The organism is Methanolacinia petrolearia DSM 11571, from assembly GCF_000147875.1.
Taxonomy (GTDB): Archaea; Halobacteriota; Methanomicrobia; order Methanomicrobiales; family Methanomicrobiaceae; genus Methanolacinia; species Methanolacinia petrolearia.
Genome location: NC_014507.1, coordinates 2,700,591 through 2,722,705 on the forward strand (window position 1 = coordinate 2,700,591; position 22,115 = coordinate 2,722,705).

23 protein-coding genes are annotated in these 22,115 nt (G+C 49.1%); 5 read left to right on the forward strand and 18 right to left on the reverse strand.

The window, feature by feature from the left end; translation table 11 throughout:
• Together MPET_RS13570 and MPET_RS13575 are read right to left on the reverse strand one after the other, a co-directional pair.
• Entirely contained in the window at nt 1-537 is a 537-nt protein-coding gene (locus tag MPET_RS13570; RefSeq protein WP_013330604.1) for a hypothetical protein, read from the reverse strand.
• A gap of 49 nt (nt 538-586) precedes the next feature.
• Nucleotides 587-1,801, reverse strand: a complete 1,215-nt coding sequence (locus tag MPET_RS13575; protein ID WP_013330605.1) for a tRNA (N(6)-L-threonylcarbamoyladenosine(37)-C(2))-methylthiotransferase — start codon at nt 1,799-1,801, stop codon at nt 587-589.
• Between the two features lie 157 nt (nt 1,802-1,958).
• On the opposite strand from MPET_RS13575, the gene MPET_RS13580 reads away from it, so the two are divergent.
• Nucleotides 1,959-3,383: a PAS domain S-box protein gene (locus MPET_RS13580; protein ID WP_013330606.1), complete on the forward strand. Its 1,425-nt coding sequence runs from the start codon at nt 1,959-1,961 to the stop codon at nt 3,381-3,383.
• 14 nt (nt 3,384-3,397) lie between these two features.
• Here the strand turns inward: MPET_RS13580 and MPET_RS13585 are convergent, their stop codons facing one another.
• Entirely contained in the window at nt 3,398-3,811 is a 414-nt protein-coding gene (locus MPET_RS13585) for a DNA polymerase ligase N-terminal domain-containing protein (protein ID WP_048130875.1), read from the reverse strand.
• Between the two features lie 190 nt (nt 3,812-4,001).
• Here MPET_RS13585 and MPET_RS13590 point away from each other — a divergent pair, with 190 nt between their 5' ends.
• Nucleotides 4,002-4,436 (forward strand): hypothetical protein, encoded by a 435-nt coding sequence (locus tag MPET_RS13590; RefSeq protein ID WP_013330608.1) that lies wholly within the window; start codon nt 4,002-4,004, stop codon nt 4,434-4,436.
• A gap of 20 nt (nt 4,437-4,456) precedes the next feature.
• On the opposite strand, the gene MPET_RS13595 is transcribed toward MPET_RS13590, so the two are convergent.
• The 4 genes from MPET_RS13595 to MPET_RS13610 all read right to left on the reverse strand — a co-directional run bounded on the left by MPET_RS13595 (nt 4,457) and on the right by MPET_RS13610 (nt 7,374).
• On the reverse strand, nt 4,457-5,893 hold the full coding sequence (locus tag MPET_RS13595) for an MATE family efflux transporter (protein WP_013330609.1): 1,437 nt from the start codon (nt 5,891-5,893) through the stop codon (nt 4,457-4,459).
• The gene (locus tag MPET_RS13600; RefSeq protein WP_013330610.1) at nt 5,890-6,360 is read right to left on the reverse strand and encodes a MarR family winged helix-turn-helix transcriptional regulator; all 471 of its coding nucleotides are present in this window, start codon (nt 6,358-6,360) and stop codon (nt 5,890-5,892) included. Before MPET_RS13600 ends, MPET_RS13595 begins: the two co-directional genes overlap by 4 nt.
• Nucleotides 6,361-6,433: 73 nt before the next feature.
• Nucleotides 6,434-6,919, reverse strand: a complete 486-nt coding sequence (locus MPET_RS13605) for a GNAT family N-acetyltransferase (RefSeq protein ID WP_013330611.1) — start codon at nt 6,917-6,919, stop codon at nt 6,434-6,436.
• 95 nt (nt 6,920-7,014) lie between these two features.
• Nucleotides 7,015-7,374 carry a DUF5518 domain-containing protein gene (locus MPET_RS13610; RefSeq protein WP_013330612.1) on the reverse strand — a complete coding sequence of 120 codons (360 nt, stop codon included), beginning with the start codon at nt 7,372-7,374 and terminating at the stop codon, nt 7,015-7,017.
• 139 nt (nt 7,375-7,513) lie between these two features.
• Here MPET_RS13610 and MPET_RS13615 point away from each other — a divergent pair, with 139 nt between their 5' ends.
• Together MPET_RS13615 and MPET_RS13620 are read left to right on the forward strand one after the other, a co-directional pair.
• Nucleotides 7,514-8,098: an HdeD family acid-resistance protein gene (locus MPET_RS13615; protein ID WP_013330613.1), complete on the forward strand. Its 585-nt coding sequence runs from the start codon at nt 7,514-7,516 to the stop codon at nt 8,096-8,098.
• 69 nt (nt 8,099-8,167) lie between these two features.
• Entirely contained in the window at nt 8,168-9,463 is a 1,296-nt protein-coding gene (locus MPET_RS13620) for a uracil-xanthine permease family protein (protein ID WP_013330614.1), read from the forward strand.
• A 12-nt stretch (nt 9,464-9,475) separates the two neighbouring features.
• Here MPET_RS13620 and MPET_RS13625 read toward each other — a convergent pair whose 3' ends face one another.
• From MPET_RS13625 to MPET_RS13675, 11 genes are all read right to left on the reverse strand, one after another.
• Nucleotides 9,476-10,465: a chorismate synthase gene (locus tag MPET_RS13625; protein ID WP_013330615.1), complete on the reverse strand. Its 990-nt coding sequence runs from the start codon at nt 10,463-10,465 to the stop codon at nt 9,476-9,478.
• A complete protein-coding gene (aroE, locus tag MPET_RS14715) occupies nt 10,462-11,841 on the reverse strand; it encodes a shikimate dehydrogenase (RefSeq protein WP_013330616.1) in 1,380 nt (459 codons plus the stop codon). Before aroE ends, MPET_RS13625 begins: the two co-directional genes overlap by 4 nt.
• Nucleotides 11,838-13,109, reverse strand: a complete 1,272-nt coding sequence (gene aroA / locus MPET_RS13635; protein ID WP_013330617.1) for a 3-phosphoshikimate 1-carboxyvinyltransferase — start codon at nt 13,107-13,109, stop codon at nt 11,838-11,840. Before aroA ends, aroE begins: the two co-directional genes overlap by 4 nt.
• Entirely contained in the window at nt 13,109-13,918 is an 810-nt protein-coding gene (locus tag MPET_RS13640) for a prephenate dehydratase (protein ID WP_013330618.1), read from the reverse strand. Before MPET_RS13640 ends, aroA begins: the two co-directional genes overlap by 1 nt.
• Nucleotides 13,915-14,745: a prephenate dehydrogenase/arogenate dehydrogenase family protein gene (locus tag MPET_RS13645; RefSeq protein ID WP_013330619.1), complete on the reverse strand. Its 831-nt coding sequence runs from the start codon at nt 14,743-14,745 to the stop codon at nt 13,915-13,917. Before MPET_RS13645 ends, MPET_RS13640 begins: the two co-directional genes overlap by 4 nt.
• A 10-nt stretch (nt 14,746-14,755) precedes the next feature.
• The gene (locus tag MPET_RS13650; RefSeq protein ID WP_013330620.1) at nt 14,756-15,748 is read right to left on the reverse strand and encodes a 3-dehydroquinate synthase II; all 993 of its coding nucleotides are present in this window, start codon (nt 15,746-15,748) and stop codon (nt 14,756-14,758) included.
• The gene (locus MPET_RS13655; RefSeq protein ID WP_013330621.1) at nt 15,745-16,539 is read right to left on the reverse strand and encodes a 2-amino-3,7-dideoxy-D-threo-hept-6-ulosonate synthase; all 795 of its coding nucleotides are present in this window, start codon (nt 16,537-16,539) and stop codon (nt 15,745-15,747) included. Before MPET_RS13655 ends, MPET_RS13650 begins: the two co-directional genes overlap by 4 nt.
• Nucleotides 16,540-16,558: 19 nt before the next feature.
• Entirely contained in the window at nt 16,559-17,353 is a 795-nt protein-coding gene (locus MPET_RS13660) for a 2-amino-3,7-dideoxy-D-threo-hept-6-ulosonate synthase (protein WP_013330622.1), read from the reverse strand.
• Nucleotides 17,354-17,757: 404 nt separating this feature from the next.
• Nucleotides 17,758-18,621 (reverse strand): sensor histidine kinase, encoded by an 864-nt coding sequence (locus MPET_RS13665; RefSeq protein ID WP_013330623.1) that lies wholly within the window; start codon nt 18,619-18,621, stop codon nt 17,758-17,760.
• A gap of 143 nt (nt 18,622-18,764) precedes the next feature.
• Complete coding sequence (locus tag MPET_RS13670) at nt 18,765-19,235, reverse strand: chemotaxis protein CheW (protein ID WP_013330624.1); 471 nt, start codon at nt 19,233-19,235, stop codon at nt 18,765-18,767.
• A 14-nt stretch (nt 19,236-19,249) separates the two neighbouring features.
• Complete coding sequence (locus MPET_RS13675) at nt 19,250-20,875, reverse strand: methyl-accepting chemotaxis protein (RefSeq protein ID WP_013330625.1); 1,626 nt, start codon at nt 20,873-20,875, stop codon at nt 19,250-19,252.
• Between the two features lie 470 nt (nt 20,876-21,345).
• Here MPET_RS13675 and nadX point away from each other — a divergent pair, with 470 nt between their 5' ends.
• Nucleotides 21,346-22,104, forward strand: coding sequence for an aspartate dehydrogenase (gene nadX / locus MPET_RS13680; protein ID WP_013330626.1), 759 nt, complete (start codon nt 21,346-21,348; stop codon nt 22,102-22,104).
• The last annotated feature ends 11 nt before the right edge of the window (nt 22,105-22,115 follow it).

Consider the following 22,115-nt stretch of genomic DNA (forward strand, 5'->3'; position numbering starts at 1 on the left):
TTATTTTCCTTCTTCCTCTTTCATCATAAACGAAATTACCCGCTCAAGAGCAGTGACAAACTCCTTCTCATCCGTCAGGTACTGCTCGAACGCCTTATAGAGCATATACAGGATCTCAAGGCCGTAAAGATCGAGAGCCTCCTCAGCAGTAAGCTCGTTCTCATATGAATCCGTCAGGGGACCTACTGTCGAGTACATTAGCTCAATGAACTTCCCGTCCTCGCTCAGGGCACAGAACTGGCTGTTGACGGGCTTGCTCATATCGTCCGGACGGTAAGGCATGGGATCGGTCTTCCCAAGGACAAACATCTTCCTGTCATGGAAGCGTGTCTCGACCATCTGGCCAGATGCATCGGATTTCGCACCGATCAGAAGTGTAACACCCAACTTTGATACGAGGGGTTTTGCCTTCTCCGCCAGTCTCCTGAGAAGAAGCGCCTCATTCTCCAGCACTTCGGAGGTCAGCTCCTCCTCCCTCTCCTTGATCTCCTCGATCTGTTTCAGTAGTTCGTCAAACCCTTCCTCTATTTTTCCCATAACAAAAAATTGGATCTATAAAGCAAAAAAACGATCAGGTATAATTATTCTATCCGATTCTCTCTCCGATGAGATAATGCCGCCTGTGAGAAACTATCCGGACCCTGCAGCGGGTTCCGGCATCCAGCTCCTCTTCTATAACGATATTATTGTATGACTTATCCCTTGCAATGCAGCTTCCGGCCCTCTTCCTCTCTGTTACGATAACATCAAGATCCTTTCCGATAAACGACTCGTTTACTGAATCATAGAGCCTGTTCGCGGCAATCGTAAGTGCTCTGGAACGCTCCTTTTTTATCCAGTCGGGAATGTCCTTAAGTTTCGCCGCATCTGTCCCTTCTCTTGCCGAAAAGCGGGTGATATTCACCTTGGTTGGCCGGATCTCTTCAAGGAGTGCCAGTGTTTTAAGGAAGTCCTCTTCGGTCTCGGTAGGATAACCTACGATAAAGTCGGTCGATATTCTGATCCCGGGGTCCTTCTTCCTGAGTTCAGCTACCAGATTTCTGAAATCCTGTACCTGGTATCCCCGTTTCATATCTGAAAGGACTTTATCAGATCCCGACTGCACCGGAAGATGGGCGAAGGAAAATATCTTTTCTCCCAAAAAAGCATCGGACAGCTCATCAGTCAGCGGGATAGCTGTAGAAGGGTTCATCATCCCGACACGAACCATAAACTCTCCTTCCAATGAGTTAATCCTGTTTAATAGATCCGGGAGGGATGAACCGGTATCCATCCCATAAGCACTCAGGTCCTGCCCTGTGAGCTGGATTTCAACCGCACCGGCCGATACGAGTCGTTCAATCTCTTCAATTATCTTATCCTCCGGAAAACTCCGGAGACGGCCCCGGGCGCTTCTTGTGATGCAATAGGCACACCTGCTTACGCATCCCCTGGCAGTCTGGACAATCCCTGTCGAACCGTCCACAAGAGATCCGATCGTCTCCGGGCACCGGTTCAGGTCCTCGGGGAGGATCAGCCTTGCATCGGGGCGGACACCATATATCAGATCCGGCTGAACCACCGCCATACAACCTGTGACATAGATCTCCTTGTCGGGAAACTCGGCGATGACTCTCAGCATCGCCCTTTCGGTCTGGGCGACAACAGTACAGGTATTGATAATAACCGCTTCCGCCTCTCCCGGCGGCACTATACTGCACCCCTGCTTTTCCGCAACACGTACAATCTTTTCGGTATCGGCAAAATTGAACGTGCAGCCATATGTCTCAAGGTGAATTTTTTTGTCCTTCAGGGTGTGCATATCGCTTCTCTCTATTTATTAGCAGTTCCAAAATGAAAAACAAGACCGTATGGGTATACTGCCATAAGATTTAAATGCGGTCATATTTTAAATAGAATATATATTCCTATTGTGAAAATTAAATATAATCCAGCATAAGAATCAGTTTAATCTAAGAATGATACCTAAAACGTGGGCGGAGATGGGTTGTCAAAAGGATTCAACGCAGAAATCGGGGGAGATTAATGGATATGCACCGTTGAACAGGGCACTAAGATTAATTATAGATAATGCTTCGAATCCCGTGATAATAACGGATGACAGGGGGAGGATAATTTATAACAATCCTGCTGCACTGCAGTTCATATTCATGAACCCGCAATCAGCTGAACCTCACATCCGTAATCTGAAATTTGCAGGAGACTATGGAGATATTCTGGCAGTCTACGATTACAATAAAGATGAAGGCTGCATCTGGACCGAGGACGTCGAACTCCTGAATATAAAAGGAGAAAAGAGAACCCTGAAGCTTAAAATAAGCGTATTCTTTGAGGAGCCAAAGAGCCAGTACTGCTTCCATATGGTCGATCTGACAGACAAAATCCTCTCTGAAAAGGCCCTGAAAAAATCAGAGATGGACAAGACTTTAATCCTGAATTCGGTTCATGAAAATCTTGTGTATTACGATAAGAATTACAGGATTATATGGGCTAACCAGCAGCCTGCAGACTCAGTCGGCCTGACTCCGGCTGAAATGAAGGGCAGGTTCTGCTACGAACTATGGTACAACCGTGATTCGCCGTGCCCCGACTGTACAATTAAAAAGGCAATGGAATCACGTCAGCCCCTGATAGAAGAAAAGGTGAAACCCGACGGAAGAAACGTGAAGGTCGCCGCATACCCGGTATTCAGTGAGAAAGGAGGATTAATCGGAGCGGTTGAATCGGTGCTTGACATTTCACGCCGAAAGAAGGCTGAAATGGCTCTCGACGAGATCCTGAAAAAGTACAGGGAGCTCTTCACCACGATGACCAACGGATTCGTCCTTCACGAGATCATTACCGACGATTCGGGAAAGCCATATGATTTCAGGTTTTTGGACATAAATCCGGCATTCGAAGAGATGACAGGTCTCTTCTCCTCGGAGATGGTTGGAAAGACAGTACTTGAACTCTTCCCGGATTACAACAGGAGATGGATGGAAAGGTACGGAAGGGTGGCCCTTACAGGAGAGCCTGAGGAATTTTCGGATTATAATCCGACATTCGGGAAGTACTACCACATCTATTCATATTCACCAAAAAAAGGCCAGTTCGCAGCTATATTCTCAGACGTAACCGATCTTGTGGCCCTGAGAAAAGAGCACACACAGATGATGATCCAGATCAACAGAAATTTCGAACAGCTTGCAATCCTGAACGACGAGATCAGGAACCCGCTGCAGGTTATCGCCGGATATGCACTAATGGACGAATCAAATTATTCTGAGAAGATATTAAGCCAAATCCATACAATCGATAAACTGATCAATGAACTTGACAAGCGATGGCTTGAATCGGACAAGATCAGGGAATACCTGATGAAGCACCACAACCTTTACTGAATTTGAGGAAGGCATCACACGGTCTTCATCAAAAGCCAGTCCTTATCACCTGCCTTCTTAAACCTTACAAGAACATAACGGCCTTTGAACTTCATGCCGTTCAGCACGAATACAATCTTTTCATCCTTCCATGATTCCATTTCATAATTTCCCGAATCATAAATTGAGATCTCGCCGGCACCGTATTGCCCTTCCGTAATAGTCCCGGAAAAATCAAGGACCGACGGATCATGATCGCCGCTGCCGATTGCAAGACGCCTGAGTCCAGGGTGATCAGGGATTCCTTTGGGAACTGCCCAGCATTTAAGAACCCCATGCCTCTCCAGGCGGAGATCGTAATGTGGTGTCTTTGACCTGTGAAAGTGAACCACAAAACGCTGTAGGCCCTCTGCCTTTTCACCCGCAGGATCATTCCCGGGATAATCCATTGATTTTTGATTCACCCCGCCGACTCAAAAAATTATCCCCGCTCCTGCAGGGGCCATCCCGGGTACCTCCGATCCTTCGGATCTTCCGGGGTGCCTCCGATCCTTCGGATCTTCCGGGATGAAAAAAATAAATCTAATAATTCTCAGTACAACTTATAATCATTTAATCTTCGCATGGAGTTACAGTTCAATGAGAACGAAGTTTGAAGAATGCGTCAGAAAGGGCCTGATATCAAAGGCGAATATCGACCCAACTCTCGTAAACAGGGAGATAACTGATGCAGAAGAAGATTTGAAGAGCGGGCACAAAGCCCTTGAAGAGCACGATTTTATCAGGGCAATGATATCGGGCAGAAACTCCCAGATACATTCTATAAGAGCACTTGTCTTTTCCGAAGGATACAGGGAAAAGAAGGTTCCTCTGCTTGTGATTGCTGCGGAGTCGCTGCTTCTAGACAAAGGTCTTATAAGAAGTGAAATTCTTGAAGATTTTGAATATGCAATGAAGTATGAAAATCCGGAATCCGAACCAGAATACCTCCACGAATCGATCGCGGAAGATATAATGAGAGGATCAGACAGGATATTCAAAAGAGCAAAGATAATTCTTGAAAAAAATATTTAATTTTTCAAACCAGGGGCTTTTTACACAGAACCGGTAGCTTTAGCCTTGGCTTTATCCTCGTACTTCAGGATTCTTCTAAGATAAGCCGATGCCCACAGGTAGCCCACCATACCCCCCGCGATATCTCCGGCGACAATTCCCCACCAGATTCCTGCCTGGCCAAGGCCGAGAACAAATGCAAACGCCCATGCAAAGACCGCATTGAAGACGAGGCTCCTCAGCAGATTGATTATCAGGGAATTTACACCTTTACCTACCGCCTGGAACAATGATCCCGACATCATTCCCGGAGGGACAAATATGTAGAAGAAGCACATCGTCTGCAGGAAGGCGATGATGGTCGGAGCGATATGAGCCGACTCCCCTGAATATGTAAAGATCAGTGTGATCTGGGGAGCGAAGATCCATGTTATCGCCGCAGTAAACAGCGAGATGATCAAACCCAGTTTCAATGAGTAATAATACGACTCATGCATTTTGCTGTAGAACCTGCCGCCGTATGCAGCCCCGGCGACTGCGACGAGTGAGGTTGCAATCGCTATCAGCGGTATGATTGCAAACATTACAACCCTCCATCCGGTGGTATATACTGCAACGGCATCGGTTCCCCCGACAATAACAAGCATCCAGTTGATAATGATCATTAAAGCCGACATTATCACGAATTCAAGGCTTGCAGGAATCCCTACGGAAAGAATACCCTTTATAATTCCAAAATCGGGAGTGAAATCCTTGAAATTGAAACTGATATATGTGTCCTTTTTGACAAAGAACCAGTACAAAATTACCAGGCTTACTACGGCAACGGACAGTATCGTTGCAACTGCGGCTCCTGCAATTCCCATTCCCAAGGTATAGATGAATATCGGATCAAGGATCATATTCAGGACTGCCGAGATGGCCATCGCATACATCGTCCTCTTCGTATCCCCTTCCGCACGTAGTATCGAGTAGGAGATGTTCGAGAATATGAAGAATATGGTGCCATAAAATATTATGCTCCCGTAATCGAGCGTAAGCCCAATAACGTCTTCCGCACCGAGCATGAGCAGGATCTGTTCTGCCAGGGGAACCAGTAGTATGGTGAATACAACCGACAGGACCAGAGCAAGGATCAATGAATGTATCGCAGCACTGTCCGCACCTTTTTTGTCCTTAGAACCGATTCTCCTTGAAATTAAGGATGTGACTCCGGCACCGATTCCGTTTCCGAACCCTACGACTATCATAAAGACAGGAGTGACGAAACCGATTGCAGCAAGTGCGTCGGAGCTGATGCCCGCGACCCATATCGCATCTACGATATTGTACATCGTCAGGAGAAACATCGCCACAAAGATAGGCCAGGCCATTGATCTTATGGCAGCTTTCGGTTCGCCTACCAGAATTGAGACTCCCTTTGTTATCTCTTCCTCCCTGGGATCGGCACTGCTTAAAGGATTTTCGTCCTTCATCATAAACGATCCCCGTATCCCGGGACCTCCATTGCCGAAAGAAGGCTCCTTTCGCAGATGGTCCTCAGCAAGGAGTTGAATTTATCAAGATCTTCCGGTGAAAAGCCCTTGCAGACATCTTTGTCCCATTTATTCGCGATTTCTTTAATGTAAGGAAGAATTTTTTCCCCTTTTTCGGTGAGGCTCAGCCTGTGTGCCCTGCGGTTATCCGGGTCCTGCGTCCGGCAGATGTATCCCGAGTCTTCGAGTTTGCGGACAGCACGGGCGACGGTGCCCTTGTCAAGATAGAATAATTCGGCGATCCTGTCCTGTGTGATATTGTTCTCTTTTGAAAGGGTGATCAGGGCAAAGACCTGCCCCTGGGAAAGCCCTGTAGTATTCATAGAATTATTGAGATAGATATTCCGCGACCGGTATATTATAGAGAAGAGACCTCCGAGGGGAATATCCTTATTCAGAATGTCCTGCATGAAGGTACAGGTTTGATCAGAAGATGGTATCAATGTTGCTCATGCAACAGTTGCATAAGCAATAATATCCTGTTTAACTTCGTTCAGCCTGAATTTTTCCGCCATATGGCGCAGTCATGACGATCCGGTCTTCACCTTTCCCGAAATAATCTTCTATATAATCGGACCTTGCAAATCCAAGTTTTTCATAAAGCCTGACGGCTTCTTCGTTTGAAGGTGATACGGTCAGTGATACTGAAGTTACCCCGTGTGAGAACCGCTTTCCCAGCTCTTCCATAAGCAGCCGCCCCGCCCCGCATCTCCTGAAAGCAGGGACTACAAATATCCTCATCACCAGGCCGGATTTCGGTTCACCTGCACTTATGCCTCCTAGTGTATACCCGATAATGTCACCCTCTGTATTGAGAGCAATAATAAATAATTGAGGGAAAAGAACCGCCATCTGCCGTATAAAAACAGCATGTGAATACGGATCTCCGCCTCTTGACGATTCCATCTCAAGTATGGTATTAAAATCGCTCTCTCTGTATTCCCTTATAAGAAAATCATCACGGCCCATGAGATTACTACCAGATATGTCGGACTATAAGAAAAGATGTTTGATATCCGGGATTAAAGCTGAGGAACCTGATATTTCGGCCTGATCATCTCTTATCATTTATTGCGGAATATCCCGCCGATTCCTCCTCCAATCATGCCGAGAATCCCGAAGAGAAGAGTTGCGAAGATCAATATCACAAGATCGATAAGAGCACCCACTACAGTCCCGATAATTCCGAACAGGGCGGTCCCAGTTATAAGGATTATCACTGAAACCAGCAGGGCGCCGAAGACTCCCGAGATAAAGCCGACCTTTGCACCTTCACCGATACCTTCGCCAAGGACAATTCCCGCGATGAAACCACCGCAAAGGGGGCCGATTAATGACGAATATAACGGATATGGATCTTTAAGGAGCCAGGTGATTACAACCATCGAGACAAAACCCAAAAGAGCGGCAATCCAAAATCCCATTGTAATATACTAGTTTCAATATAGAATAAAAAGGTTTTTGGTATGAATATATTAATGAAACAAATAAACGATCTCCTCCCAATAATTCGAAAATAATTTATGCTACAAAAAGAATTGAGAATAAAAGGAGGATAAAATTATGGATAATGAATCCGGATTTCTTGGAAATCCGATGAATTTCACACCCGAGTGGTGGACCTTTGTTCTGATGGGCATCTGTGCCCTGATTCTTGGAGGGCTTGCATTTGCGATGCCTCTCTGGTTTGCAGAATTTTTCGGACTGTTTATTGGATTCCTTGTAATCATTTACAGCATTATTACGCTTGTCCAGGGAATTAAAAGCAAGGAAGGAGCCGGAGCTTCGATAGCACTGATACTTCTTGCTATTATCGGAATTATAATCGGGTTCCTGATTGTAACCAGTGCCCTGGCTGCGTTCCTGCTGACAACATACCTCATTGCATTCTGGATGTTAATGATCGCCTTTTCGGACATATGGATGGCATTTACGGGCAGTGCAGGAACCGGATACAAGATTCTTCTCGCAATTGCCGGAGTATTCGCACTCATTATTGGATTTTACATTCTGATGTTCCCGATTCTCGGAACAGGCATCATGATCCAGGTAATTTCGATATTCGCCATGGTTTGGGGAATATTCATGATCATTACAGGTCTGGCAGGCAAGGGCGCTTCCGCTGCTGTGGCAGCTGAGACAAACTGAAAAGACTGAAGAAAAAAATCGCTTCAATGCGATTCACCTTTTTTATTATTTCCGGATTAGTAACTGAAGATGAAATTCCTTTACGGCCCTGACGAAAGACCTCCTTTATCCGTTGCTTTACCGGCAGGGATACAATGGGCGGTTATCTCAGTTGCATATATCCTCAGCTTTGCAATGCTGATTGAAAATATCCAGGGCGGAAACGGTGCGGTTACGGTTGCATTCATCCAGAAAGTCCTGCTGATAACTGCGGCAGCACTGGTACTCCAGATATTCGCAGGACACAGGCTTCCGCTTGTCTTCGGACCGTCAGCAGCCCTGCTTATAGGAATTTCTTCATCAACCGGTTTTACGGGAGGGGTTATTTACGGTTCGATGGCTGTTGCAGCCGCCGCAGGAGTCCTGATCGCCTCAACGGGGCTGCTGGCTTACATCAGCAGGCTCTTTACGTACAGGGTGATCACCGTTGTCCTCTTACTGATCTCGTTCACGCTGATTCCGGTAATTACTCCAATGTTCATCTCTTCAGGAGTAAGTTCAGGAAGCCTGTACACCCTCATCTTCGGACTTGCGGTATTGGCGGGGATGTATCTTGCGCAGAGATTCGGCGGAAGGATCATCAGGGCAACGCTCTTTCTCTGGGTGCTGATACCGGGGACTCTCATCTACAGCCTGATCTTTGCATATAATCCCACAGAGATCACGTACTACGGACTTTCCGGGATTACCACCGGATTTCCCACAGGATTCACTGTCGAACCCGGAGTCCTGATCTCATTTTTGATCTGCTATCTTGCAGTAATTGTAAACGATATAGGTTCGATACGTTCGATTGCCGAGGTGATCGAAGAAAGATCGATGCAGGGAAGATACAAACGCGGCATAATCGCGACAGGAATCGCCAATATCGCATCCGGGCTTTTCGGGGTGATAGGCGGGGTCAATTATTCGATAAGCGCCGGGATGATACTTGAAACTCGCTGCGCATCCAAATGGACTCTTGTACCGGCAGCCATTATAATGGCCGCAATCGCCTTTCTGCCTGACCTGGTAGCCCTCATGACCCTGGTTCCTTCCGTAATCATAGGAGCCGTCTTAATCTATGTTCTGGCGGCCCAGTTTTCGGCCGCGTTGTATGTGTTCTTCAAAGAGACTGCGGGGAGGGAATTTGAATACGAGTCCGGAATTATCGTCGGCCTGCCTGTAATCATCGGCACCATGATATCCTTCATCCCTTCGGAGATTGCGGAGGCGTTCCCGCCACTGGTCAGGCCGGTTATTGCAAACGGCTTTGTGATGGGAGTGATCGTAGTGATGCTGCTGGAGCATGTAATATTCAGAAAAAAGAAAGAACCTGTATCCTGACAGAATTACACTTCAGATTCTGCTGATCTTTTGGGAGAGAAACGCATCCGCAAGTACCAGGGCGGCCATGCATTCCGCAACTACAACGATCCTCGGGACAATACAGGGATCATGCCTTCCGCCGACGGATATAGTGCGCTCCGACCCGGAGACATCCACCGTTTTCTGCTCCATTTCTATAGATGGAGTGGGTTTTACCGCGATCCTGACGACAATCTCGCTTCCGTTCGAGATCCCGCCGAGAATTCCGCCGCAGTGGTTTGAGAGAAAACCAGATTCATCCATGCAGTCGTTGTTCTCGCTCCCGAGTGCTCCTGCGGAGAGAAAACCGTCACCGATCTCCACACCCCTGACTGCGCCTATCGACATCATTGCTGCTGCAAGCGATGCGTCGAGTTTCCCGAACACCGGGTCCCCGAGACCTGCCGGACAGCCCTTAACCGAGACCTCAACAATTCCCCCGACCGAATCACCCGATCGCTTTGCCGAGAGGATCGCCTCCTCAAAGATGGCCGGGTCGGTTTCGCCGTGTATCTCGAGTATCCTTCCGTCAACCGTTATACCCTCGCACCTGAGAAGTTTCATAGCAAGGGCGCCAGCCATTACACGCCCTGCAGTCTCTCGTCCTGAACTGCGGCCGCCGCCGCGGTAGTCGCGGATACCGTATTTCTTCTGATAGGTATAGTCGGCGTGGCCTGGGCGGAAAATGTCCTTTAACTCGTCGTAATCCCCGGACCTGAAGTTTTCATTCCTGATTATCATTGCAACCGGGGTCCCTGTGGTAACGCCTTCAAAGACACCGGAAAGGATCTCCACCTGGTCCGTCTCGGAACGTGGAGTGGAGAGCGGACTCTTTCCCGGCCTCCTTCTTTCCATCAGCGGCATTACATCCTCGTCGGAGAATTCTATCCCCGCAGGGCAGCCGTCGACGACGGCACCTATCGCCCTGCCGTGGCTTTCACCGAACGTCGTGCAGCGGAAGAATCTGCCTGTCGTATTCATCTCTGTATAACCTCTCTTATCTCTCCGGTATCCGGGATTATTCCAAACAGCTGCCTGAACTGTTCAGCTGCCTGGTATATGAACATCTCTGTGCCGGGAATGCATTTACATCCCGCTTTCTTTGCCATCTTAAGCAGAGGAGTCTCAGGCGGAGTATAGACGAGATCGAAGACGGTCATATGATACCTGAGCTGATCCTCTGCCATAGGAGAACCCTTTCCTCCCATCCCGAGGGATGTCGCATTTACGACGATCTCCGTCTCTTCAGGCCTGAAGTCTTCAGGTGATGAGAAGGAACACCCAAAATGTTCTGCCAGCGCAAGTCCTCTCCCGGCGGTTCTGTTTATGACGGTTACTTCCTTCCCGAGATCCATCAGTGCGTATACGGCTGCCCTTGCGGCACCGCCTGCACCGAAGACGACCGCAGTATTACCCTCTGAAGCACGAAGCGGCTCGCGGATTCCTATCCAGTCGGTATTGGTCCCGTAAAGCCTGCCGCAGGAGTTCAGGACGGTATTGACCGCCCCGATCCTCTGCGAATGGATGTCGGTTTCGTCAAGGCATTCCATGACATCCTCCTTGAACGGTATTGTGACAGAAAGACCCTTCATTCCCGCCGTTTTCATGACCTCAACAATAGTCCGTATGTCGTCAGCCTGCATATATGTGTAATGCGAATCTATGCCGTAGCGGGCAAAGAGCGCTGAATATAATTGCGGGCTTTTGCTGTGGAGGCAGGGATTCCCGGCTATTGCACAGAATGGGACCGCACCTGCAAGCCCGATCCGCGAAAGGGTTCTCTCCCTCATCTCTTCAGACATCGGGGAATTTTTGAAAAATCCGGCTGCCTTTGTACGCTCCTCCACCGTGCAGGGACCATAATTCATGATCCCGCCTATCCTGTCACAGATCTCCTCAGGAGCAAGACCGGCATCGATACAGAAATCCGAAGCCATCCTGTAATACGGCATCCTCCGGGATATCAGGCCGGCGGCCTCTTCCCCAACAGATTTTCCCGTAAGAGACGGGCGTTCGCTGCCCGAGATCCTCATCCCGGCGAGTTCAGGGGAGACGTTGAGCAGAAAAACAAGAGAGTCACGCCTGAGGTTCATGACGTTTTCAGGGTTCAGGATCAAACCGCCACCGGTCGAAACTATGCATGGTTCAAGATTAAGCTCCCGGATTACCTTAGATTCCGCCCTCCTGAAGGCATCCTCCCCCTCTTTAGAGAATATTTCGGGGATAGGCATCCTGCATTCGGCCTCGACCATTTCATCGGTATCATAAAACGGAAGACCCGTCCTCTCCGAAAGCATCTCACCGACTGTTGTTTTGCCCGAACCGCGGAATCCGGTGAGAATGATTCTCTTATTCAAAGGCCGGCCCTCCTGAGTTCGTCCCAGAAACCGGGATACGACTTCCCCACGCACTCAGGGTCTTTTATAGTCACTCCGCCGGCACCGAGACCGATTACCGCACCGGACATCGCGGTCCTGTGATCGTCCACGGGATCGAGGACAAATCCGTGAATCTTACCGGGTGTTATCACGATCTCGCCTTCATTATCATTATATTCAAAACCGGCACCGCATCCCTCGACCATCCGCCCAATCGCTCCTATGCGATCGCTCTCCTTGTATATGAGATGCGAAACTCCGGTTATCCTCGTGGGTGAATCCGCAAATACCGCTACGGCTGCAAGAGTCTGGACAGTGTCGGGCGATGAGGACATATCGATATCTACTCCCGAAAGAGGGCCCTTTCGCGTTACCGTTACCGAACCGGCATCTTTTGTTACCCGGCAACCCATAGAGGCAAGCGCCCCGGCGAAGGCGGTGTCCCCCTGGACGGAATCCGGGTTCAGGTTGTTCACGGTAACGGTTCCACCGCATATTGCGGCGATTGCAAACAGGTACGAGGCTGAAGAATAATCTCCCTCAACCCTGTAATCCCGTGGAACGTATGCACCGGACGGCACATGAAATCCGCCATCCGGCATTCGTTCAACCGCCGCACCGAACTTCTCCATTACATCTACAGTGATGTCGAGATAGGATTCGGATGCTACGTGACCTTCAGGAATGATATCCACAGGATCTTCTGCATACGGCGCCGGGATGAGCATCGAGGATATGAACTGGCTGCTTTTTGATGCATCGATCGACACGCTTCCCCCGGAGAGCTCTCCCGATATCTCGACAGGGGGAAATCCGGGTCTTTCAGTAAAACGGATATCTCCCCCAATCTCTCTCAGTGCCCCGGTAAGCTCCCCGACAGGTCTCTCCTTCATCCTCGGACTTCCGGTAAGCGTCACCCTGCCGGGATAAAGGAGGGCAAATGTCGCAAGAAAGCGGAGCGAAGTGCCAGAGCCCTCGCAGTCGATCGTTACATCGCCGCCGGGGGGCATTACGCCGCCGCACCCGTCAACGATAATCCCGTCTGCCGTTCTTTCGGTCCGGACTCCGAGCTGCCCCAGGGCCCTGCACGTGACCTCCGTATCGCCGGAATACAGAGGATTCTCTATTATCGATATGCCGTCGGCAAGGGCCGCACAGAACAACGCCCTGTGGGTATAGCTCTTCGACGGAGGGGCAGAGAAAGTCAGATCGACATCCCGGTGCCGGTTGATAACGATCCCGTCCATCAGACGACCTCCGTTCCTGAATAGCACCCAAGCTCCCGGACGAAGGTAATCTCCTTCAGCCGCCGGACCGCATCGCCGGAATAGGAAGTCATGGCGAAATCGATGAAGAAGACATAGCTTCCCATACCTCTCTTCGAGGGTCTGGACTCGATCCTGGAAAGATTGATCCCCATGGCTGCAAAGACACCGATGATCTCGTAAAGAAGGCCGGGACGATCCTCCAGCGGATCGATCAGTATGCTGCATTTTCTGCAGTCTGGCGAATCATACGGGTATCCCCCGGGATAAGGCCCTTTCTCTACTCTGACAAATCTAGTCACGTTGTTGTCCGAGTTCTGGACGTTCTCCCTGATTATCTTCAGGCCGTGTATCCCCGCAGCAGGGGCGGAGGTTATCGCCGCAGTTCCCGGTTTTTCAGCTGCGGCCTTTGCACTCGCCGCATTGCTCGCCGTATGAATTACCGGAACACCGAGATCATCGACAAAACGGCTGCACTGCCCGTGAGACTGGGGGTGCACATAGATGCATGACGGTTTTTCTCCCACGGGGACAGCGGCTGCATAATGATGCCTGACAGGGAGATAGTATTCGGCAGTTATGTGGCAGTCGGTCTTCATGAACCCGTCAAGGGTCTCGCCTACACCGCCGGCTTCGCTGTTCTCAAGCGGAACTATTCCGGTGCATCCTCCGGAGGCGACTTCTGCAAAGACCACCCCGATAGTCGGGCAGAGCATTATATCCCTGCCGCACACTTTCAGGGCCATTTCGTGGGAGAACGTCCCTTCCGGTCCAAGGACTGCGCACTTCATGTGAGATTCACCAGCGCCTCGATCAGGGCATCCGTATCCCTCGTTGCAAGGGGGATGTATTCATCAAAGCATTCCCTGTTACCGTTGAAAAAGGCCTGAAACTCTTTCTCATCGGTGGAGGCAACAGATTCCCGGAGTTTTTCGACCGAATCAGAGAAGCTGTTAAGCACAGGCATGACCTCGGGATTCATCCTAAGGATGTCACCGTACAGGTCGGAGCTCTGGCCGAGTATCCTCCCTATAAGACCCATTTCGATCCTGTACACAGGGCTCATGACCGAGAGGATCTTTTCGAAATCGGTCCCGCTCGTCCTGACGGCATCGGCGACTGCGAGTGTTGCGAAATGAACGAGCCCCTGGACGACCGCCACCACACGGTCATGCTCCTCCGGGGTCATAATAGTGACCTGTGCACCTTCCGAAGCGAAGATCGACGTGAAGACGGAGAGTATCTCATCCGGACACCTTGCAGGAGTCGCAACGATATTCTGCCCTCTTATTCCGGGGAGTTTCGGCCCGAACATGGGATGGAAGCCTATAACCGAAGCCTTCGATTTGAGCATCGCCTGAACGGGCATCGTCTTTACGGACGTAAGATCGCACAGCACCTGCTCCGGCTTCATGACAGGAGCGATCTCATCTATTACGCCCACCGTCGCCCTTATCGGGACCGAGACCATAACGATGTCGCAGCTCTCCGCAAGGTCCCTGTTCGAGAGCCTGGTGTTCCTCCCGGATACAGAAACCTCATAGCCGGCCCTTGAAAAGACTGACGAGAAGAGGCGCCCCATCCCTCCGTTTCCGCCGATGATGCCTATACTGTTCATAGATCTGGCCTCATTTCTCGAGTATGGTCTCTTCTATGGCATGCCCGAAGTGCCTTCCGCCCTTCTCCATCCGCCCTAGGATACGATCACCTGGTTTCAGGTCGATTACGGATACGGCGCTACCATCCTCCCTCATCAGGCGGATCGTCTCGGCGTTCTGGAGAACCGCGGATATCGGGGCTCCGCCGCCTTCCGGTTCGGCTTCCACGAGAAGAAGCGGCCTCTTCTCTATCTTTACTCGCCCGACGGTCGCCTCCTCTGTTTCGCCAGCACTGTTTACTATCAGTACCCGGTCGCCTGCCGAGATCTCGGAGAGATACGAGGTTTTTCCTCCCGCAACAAGTGCATAAGAGTGGACTGCACCGGCATTCACCCTGAAGGGTCTCGGGGAGACATACGGGTTTTCAAGCGTCTCCGCGTGAACCAGAAGGAACGCCGATGACGTATTACCGACAGCCATTCCCTCGCCGTCATGCATCATGGTGCATGTATCTACGCAGACCCGGTCGCCCATTCCGGCGGATGTAACCGACTTTACGGTGAATACCGAGAGTTCAAGTTTCCCCCCCGACTTCTTCACGAGGGATGAAACCGACTTTATCACTTTGGGATCGCTGTTTTTGAGCAGTACTCCTGCAACACCGCCTTCCAGTACGCCAAGAGCAGTTTCGGCCTCCTTCTCATCAGATACAGCGGCGATTATCCTGTCGGACTGCGCAACGAGATTTTCAAGAGGGATTACCGTCCAGTCTGTAGTCGAGACTATGACATAACCCTTTTTTCCAAGCTCTGCGGCTTTTTCTTCGGATTTTTTATCCGTGATCTCGACTTCGTACACATCCCTGCCGGGGACGAGGTCTCCGTCGGGGGAGATTATCTTGATGAGCCCGAGCTCTCTGACCTTTGCTGCCTTCTCTGCAACAATTGCGTCCGCACCGCTCTCGATAGCCGTTGTCGCGGCATCCTTATCCCATTCCCTGAGGTCGATCCAGAATAATTTCATGCAGGTTTCTCCAGGTCCCTGATCGCTTCCTCAGGTGTCGCCTTCCCGTTCACCACTCTGGATAGGGCGCTGATGAAAGCGGATGGGTTTTCACGCTGGAATGAATTCCTGCCGAGACATACTCCGGCACCACCGGCTTCGACGGAGTCGAGAACCGTCTCGAGAGTCTGGAGGTCGCCCGCTTTTTCGCCGCCCGCGATAAGAACCGGGACTGAACAGGCTGCGGTTATCTTCCTGAAGCTCTCGGGATCGCCCGTGTAGCTGGTCTTGATCAGGTCTGCACCGAGCTCTTCCGCAACCCTGACGCAGTGCCCCACCGCCTGCGGGGAGTTCGGATCGATGCCCTGCCCGCGTGGGTAGATCATTATCAGGAGTGGCATGCCCCATTTCGTGCACTGCTTCGATACCATTCCGGCATCTTCGATCATCTTCGACTCGTTCGGAGCTCCGAGATTTATATGGATTGATACAGCATCAGCACCGAGTGCGATTGCCTCTTCGACAGTGCACACCATCACCTTGTCGTTCGGATCAGGATTCATAGAAGTGCTCGCCGAAAGGTGGACAATGAGCCCGATATCCTTCCCGTGCTTCCTGTGGCCTGCCTTGACCATTCCTTTGTGCAGGACAATCGCGTTCGCACCGCCTTCTGCTACCGCTGATATTATCTCCGGCATGTTGCCCAGGCCCTCTATCTGTCCGAGCGTGAACCCGTGATCCATCGGGATTATAACCGCACGCCCCGTATTCCTGTTCATTATCCTTTCAAGACGAATCTGTTTTCCAATCATTTTTCTCTCCTTTTTCGCCTCAATCCTGTTTGAGGATCTCCATCGCCTCTTCTGCAGAGCGCCTCTCGTGCACTATCATAGTTGCAGCACGTACGAATTTGTCCGGGTATTTGTGCTGGAACGCATTCCTGCCGATCGAAACACCGGCACCGCCACCCTCCATCGAACCCTCGATGAGCTTCAGGGTTGTCAGGTCGTCGGACTTCGAACCACCTGCAATCACTACAGGCACATGGCATCCTTCGGTGACCTCGCGGAAAGTATCGGGGTCTCCGGTGTATACTGTCTTCACAATATCTGCACCGAGTTCGGATGCCACCCTTGCCGCGATCTTAATGGAATCTACCATATTATCGTCGTTAATCTTTTTTCCGCGGGGGTACATCATCGCAAGAAGCGGCATGCCCCATTCGATGCACTCGATTGCAATCGAGCCGAGATCCTGAAGCATCCTCGCCTCGGATTCCGCACCGATGTTGATGTGGACCGATACACCGTCCGCTCCCATTTTCAGTGCATTCTGTACTGTATTCACAAGAACCTTGTCGTTCGGATCGGGCCCGAGATCCGTGCTCGCCGAAAGGTGCAGTATAAGGCCAATATCGGGACCGCCCTTCCGGTGACCGTGCAATGCAAGACCCATATGCCCGATTACGGCATTGGCACCGCCGCGGGCGACAAGTTCAACACTCCTGTCCAGGTCTATCAGACCCGGAATAGGGCCTGACGTGACACCGTGATCCATCGGGACTATGACCGTCGTTCCTGTGTCCCGTCTCATTATCCTTTCAAGTCTAATCTCTTTTCCACGCATAATTATCACTCTCTAATTTATCATAACCGATTTCAGCACCCAAAAAGCCTGCGGAGTTTTTACGAAGCAGATGGATTTCAGGTGCGGGTCAACCAGCTGAAATAATAGCCGAAGAAATAGCTAAAATCAGCAAAATAGCTAAATAAGCTGCTAAATGAGCTAAAAAATTCAAAAAGAACTGACGATATAAGAAGAGCCCCGGCTGCGCCGTTCATTTGCACAGGAGAAGCGGATCTTTCAGATGTGCGGATTTCAGTGCCGTTGCTATCAGAGATAAAAGCATTCACCGGCGAAAAAACATTCACCACACATTGATTATAATTTCCGATTCTATGATTTAAATACGTTGTGATGCAGGCGAAACGAACATGGAAAAGCGGTTTATGGATACTAAATTCAATGAATTAAATATCTAAACCGCACTCCGCCGGGAAATGAATAATCCACTTCGTTCCGGATTCGCTCTGCAAATCGGCACTTCCCTTAAGCTGCATGGACACTATGTCATGTATAAGGTTAAAGCCCAGGGACTCACACCTCCCGTGAAGCAGATGTTTGGGAATGCCCACACCGTCGTCGCTGACACACAACTCGAAGGTGCCTTTTTCGCATTTGTATTCAACACATATCTCCCCTGAAGCCCTGTCCACAAACGCAAATTTCAAAGAATTACTGACAATTTCATTCATCACGATACCCAGAGGTACGGCCTGGGCCATACCGATATAGCATTCATCCCCTTTTAAGTTATAATCGATATCTCCGGCAAGGAAATAAGTCTGAACCAGCTGTTCTCCCAGACCTGTAAATGCGTCACGGACATTCACTTTGGAAACACCTTTTGAGTGCAGAAGATTTTGATGCACCAGCGAAATGGCCATTATCCTGTTGTTGATCTCGTTCAGTTTCTGCTTTGTCTCCTCTTCATTCGAATTTAAAATCTGCATAGAGACAAGACTGCTGATAACGGCAAAGGTGTTGTTCAGACGTTCGGCAACCTCGGTGCTGAAGGCTTCTCTTTCTTCACAAAGCTTTTTCAGCAGGTTCTGGCTCGTCTTAAGCCTGCCGGAGTAAAAAAATGTTATAAAAAGAACCATGGTAAATGACAGAACGAGGATCGTCCCTACAGCAGTATAGTCATTGAGTGGTGAAATTCCGGATGAAGACTGATCTGAATACAGCGATGCCATGGATTCGCCCGGCAAAACACAGCCGGCAAATATGGCTATAAATAGCAATACAGTAAGAAGATGCCTTTTGGTTGTCATTTTATCTCTTGCAGTCCTGTAAATGGTGAAGTAAAGTTGGAGGATTTATTTTCTGTATGTCCTCCGGATATCCCTGGAATTACAGTATATATTATATAAAGGCTATTTCCCGGAGCCTCCAGATTCGCTTCACCCTTTTAATTTCAGACTACTGCCTCCCCGCTACAAAGAGTCTCCGACAGAAGCTTTTCAATGTCTATCCATATTACAAGGTCTTTTTTCCCGTCCCCCGATCCCCCGGTCTTGATAATCCCCTTCACATAGGCCTCTTTTGAGATTGATGCATCCATCTTATCGATATCATCCTGGTTTACCTGGAGGACGCTGTGTACATCATCAACTATAAGACCGATGATTGAACCTCCGGCAGCCTCAGGAACAAGCACGATTATTTTCTGGCCCTCTTGTTTATTTTCGGAACTTAAGCCCATAAGACGGCTTAGATTCATTATGTTTGTGATCTCCCCTCTTAGATTGATAATCCCCGCAATATGAGGCGGTGCCCTCGGTACCGGCGTTATCGGCATCATCTCCACGATCTCCCTCGCGGTTTTGATATCTATTGCATAACTTGTACCCGAAAGCTGAAACTGAACGACGTCAATGATCTCCATCAAAATCACTCCATTCAGTATTTGAAGTGCGAGTTCGCTTCATCCAGTTTCTTAATTAGTTCATTCACCTCATGGATCGCACTTCCGATCTCCTCAACGGAAGCACTTGATTCCTCTGCAAGTGCAGCAAGCTCCTGGGCGTTTTTCTGGACGTCTTTAGTCATCTTATTGCCTTTTTCGGCAGAGATTACGACATTGTTAGCAATATTTGCCTGATCCTCGATCGCCTTCGTGATCTCTCCGACATCGTGGGTCACCTGGCCGGCGTTCTGGATGATCGTATTCAGTGCCTGCAATGTTTTGTTAACGCTGTCCACACCTTCAATAATTTCGTCATTAGCAGTCATAATGGCCTTTGCAGTATTCTCACTGCCCGCCTGAACTGCAGATACGACATTTCCGATAGAATCAGTTGCAGATCTTGCCTCTGCTGCAAGGTTCTTGACCTCGCCGGCGACAACGGCAAAACCCCTTCCGTGTTCGCCTGCACGGGCTGCTTCTATTGCCGCATTGAGTGCGAGAAGATTGATCTGACTGGTTATGTCGTTTATGAGTTTGACAACGTTTCCGACTTCCTTTATCTGATCGTTCAATGCTCTTATCTCTTCAACGCTCTTGCTCGCGATCTTCTCGACACTGCTCATCTTATCGTTGGTGCCGTTTGCAAGATCCTGCGTCTGCTTACCGATCTCTACGACGTGGTTGGCCGCGGTATAAACTTCCTGTGACGTGCTCGCAATCTCCTCGTTTGAAGCGGACAGATCGGCAATCTGCCGGGTAATATCATCGATGCTCTTTAAAAGATCGTTTGTCAGATCAGCAGTTTTCTGGCTCGAATTTGCAACGCCTTCGGTTGCCTTTGCAACCTCGTCGGTTCCCTTTGTAACCTCACTCGAGTTGGAAACCACCTGCATTGTTACGTTGCTTGTTAAGGCAAGACTCTCTGATACCGATTCTCCGATATTGTTAATCGCGTTTTTAAAATTCTCAAAGGCGCCCTTCATTTCAACCGAAGAGGAAAAACGCTCTGAGAAATCAGCGTCGGCATAACTGCTGCAGACCCTTATCGATTCCTTTATCGGAACTAAAAAGGCATCCGCTACATTATTTACGGATTTTATGATCTCGCTGAATTCCCCTTTATGATCCGACGCCTTTCCGCGATAATAAACATCTCCGTCCGAAATTTTTTCACCGATCACTTCGACTTCCAGAGTGACGTTGCTTATCGCTTCCATCATGGATATAAATGCAGGAACGATTTTGTCATTTTCACATCTCTTTCCCGCCCCGCCGCCTATACCTCTGAATTTATCAAGATCGGAAAAGTTCCCTGCAGAGATGTCTTCTGCCGCCTGCTGCAGAGTCAGCAGGCGAAGCTGAACAAGGTTGACAGACGTGGATAATTTTTTATAAATTCCTAAAGAATTATTGTCTACTTTTCGGGTGTAATCATTGTTTGACATATCGCTGAGAATGTCATCAATGGCATACAGCGCTGTAAAGCCGTCCTGAAGAGTGTTCAATTCATTGACTATCCCGTGGAATTCCTGCCCGAATTCTGCGGGGTTTAGACCTTTTGTCCTGTCACCATTATTCAATGCCGACAGAAAGGATTCAATGGTTTTTAGTTCTGACATAAAATGCCCTCCTTAGATGTACTATTCTGTGTGGTTTTCAACGGTCATAGATCAAGGGAAAATAATGTTGACCGGTCAATATGATTTATCGCCAACGACCACAATCCTCACGTGAAACACCACGATTGGGAGGTTATTTTTTATATTATATTAATATGATCAAATAAAATAATATATAGATAATATTATTATTATAAAGAGATCGAACCCCGAATATATTAATTAATATTTAAAAAAGAATATTTATAATGAGGACTATATATCTTAGAACACCTGCACCTATTATCAGTCAGCATTGCTGTCTTTATCGGCATCATTATGGTGCCGTCTCCGATTCGCAACTATGCCAAGCACATAGGACTATCGCCACCATCTTACTTTAGTATTTCCATACTGGTTAAATTCAGAATATTACCACCTTTAATCACTCATCACAACAATTAACCGTAAATAAGCAGCAATAAGTAACAATGATAAAGGTTGGCCTCCTGGGATGCGGAAATGTGGCACATGTCATAGCAAAGGAGACTGAAGGCTTTTCAATAAAAGCCTGCTTTGATCTGATGCCCCGGCGGGCTGAAGAAATATCAAAGCTAACAGGTGCCGGATCGTTTTCATCTTTTGAAGAATTTATAAAAGAAGACCTCGACATAGTGGTTGAGGCGGCTTCCGTTACAGCAGTCCACGAATTTGCCAGAGAGGTGCTTGAAAACGGAAAAGATATCGTAATCCTCTCAGTCGGGGCGCTCGCTGATCCCGGGCTGAAGAATGAGCTCAAAGATACCGCAAAGAGGACAGGAAGAAAAATATACATCCCCAGCGGCGCAATAATGGGGCTCGACAACCTCAAGATCGGAAGGATCTCCAATATTTCGAAGCTCCTGCTCAGGACAACCAAGAATCCACGTTCGCTCGGGATCGAAACGGACAAGAAGACGATGGTGTTCTCCGGAAGAGCGGACGAGTGCATCAGGCAGTTCCCGAAGAATATCAACGTGGCTATAGCACTCGAACTTGCAACAGGGCATGATGTCGAAGTAGAGCTGTGGGCCGACCCGGACCTTCAGAGGAACACCCACGAGATTATTGTAGAGGGGGATTTCGGGAACTTCTACCTGAAGATCGAGAACAAACCCTGCCCGGACAATCCTGCAACAAGTTATCTTGCCGCATTATCAATCATAACACTGCTGAGAAACCTGGAAGAACCAATAAAAATCGGGACATAAATAAAAGACAG

Bases quoted from the DNA above. Each gene is read 5' to 3' on its own strand.
- MPET_RS13585 (WP_048130875.1), bottom strand. From the start codon at position 3,811: ATGGATTATCCCGGGAATGATCCTGCGGGTGAAAAGGCAGAGGGCCTA.
- MPET_RS13665 (WP_013330623.1), bottom strand. From the start codon at position 18,621: ATGACAACCAAAAGGCATCTTCTTACTGTATTGCTATTTATAGCCATA.
- MPET_RS13645 (WP_013330619.1), bottom strand. From the start codon at position 14,745: ATGAACAGTATAGGCATCATCGGCGGAAACGGAGGGATGGGGCGCCTC.
- MPET_RS13675 (WP_013330625.1), bottom strand. From the start codon at position 20,875: ATGTCAGAACTAAAAACCATTGAATCCTTTCTGTCGGCATTGAATAAT.
- MPET_RS13590 (WP_013330608.1), top strand. From the start codon at position 4,002: ATGAGAACGAAGTTTGAAGAATGCGTCAGAAAGGGCCTGATATCAAAG.
- MPET_RS13580 (WP_013330606.1), top strand. From the start codon at position 1,959: ATGATACCTAAAACGTGGGCGGAGATGGGTTGTCAAAAGGATTCAACG.
- MPET_RS13670 (WP_013330624.1), bottom strand. From the start codon at position 19,235: ATGGAGATCATTGACGTCGTTCAGTTTCAGCTTTCGGGTACAAGTTAT.
- MPET_RS13615 (WP_013330613.1), top strand. From the start codon at position 7,514: ATGGATAATGAATCCGGATTTCTTGGAAATCCGATGAATTTCACACCC.
- MPET_RS13570 (WP_013330604.1), bottom strand. From the start codon at position 537: ATGGGAAAAATAGAGGAAGGGTTTGACGAACTACTGAAACAGATCGAG.
- MPET_RS13640 (WP_013330618.1), bottom strand. From the start codon at position 13,918: ATGAAGTGCGCAGTCCTTGGACCGGAAGGGACGTTCTCCCACGAAATG.
- MPET_RS13625 (WP_013330615.1), bottom strand. From the start codon at position 10,465: ATGAATACGACAGGCAGATTCTTCCGCTGCACGACGTTCGGTGAAAGC.
- MPET_RS13620 (WP_013330614.1), top strand. From the start codon at position 8,168: ATGAAATTCCTTTACGGCCCTGACGAAAGACCTCCTTTATCCGTTGCT.
- MPET_RS13600 (WP_013330610.1), bottom strand. From the start codon at position 6,360: ATGCAGGACATTCTGAATAAGGATATTCCCCTCGGAGGTCTCTTCTCT.
- MPET_RS13610 (WP_013330612.1), bottom strand. From the start codon at position 7,374: ATGGGATTTTGGATTGCCGCTCTTTTGGGTTTTGTCTCGATGGTTGTA.
- MPET_RS13650 (WP_013330620.1), bottom strand. From the start codon at position 15,748: ATGAAATTATTCTGGATCGACCTCAGGGAATGGGATAAGGATGCCGCG.
- MPET_RS13605 (WP_013330611.1), bottom strand. From the start codon at position 6,919: ATGGGCCGTGATGATTTTCTTATAAGGGAATACAGAGAGAGCGATTTT.
- MPET_RS13595 (WP_013330609.1), bottom strand. From the start codon at position 5,893: ATGATGAAGGACGAAAATCCTTTAAGCAGTGCCGATCCCAGGGAGGAA.
- aroA (WP_013330617.1), bottom strand. From the start codon at position 13,109: ATGGACGGGATCGTTATCAACCGGCACCGGGATGTCGATCTGACTTTC.
- MPET_RS13660 (WP_013330622.1), bottom strand. From the start codon at position 17,353: ATGCGTGGAAAAGAGATTAGACTTGAAAGGATAATGAGACGGGACACA.
- MPET_RS13575 (WP_013330605.1), bottom strand. From the start codon at position 1,801: ATGCACACCCTGAAGGACAAAAAAATTCACCTTGAGACATATGGCTGC.
- MPET_RS13655 (WP_013330621.1), bottom strand. From the start codon at position 16,539: ATGATTGGAAAACAGATTCGTCTTGAAAGGATAATGAACAGGAATACG.
- nadX (WP_013330626.1), top strand. From the start codon at position 21,346: ATGATAAAGGTTGGCCTCCTGGGATGCGGAAATGTGGCACATGTCATA.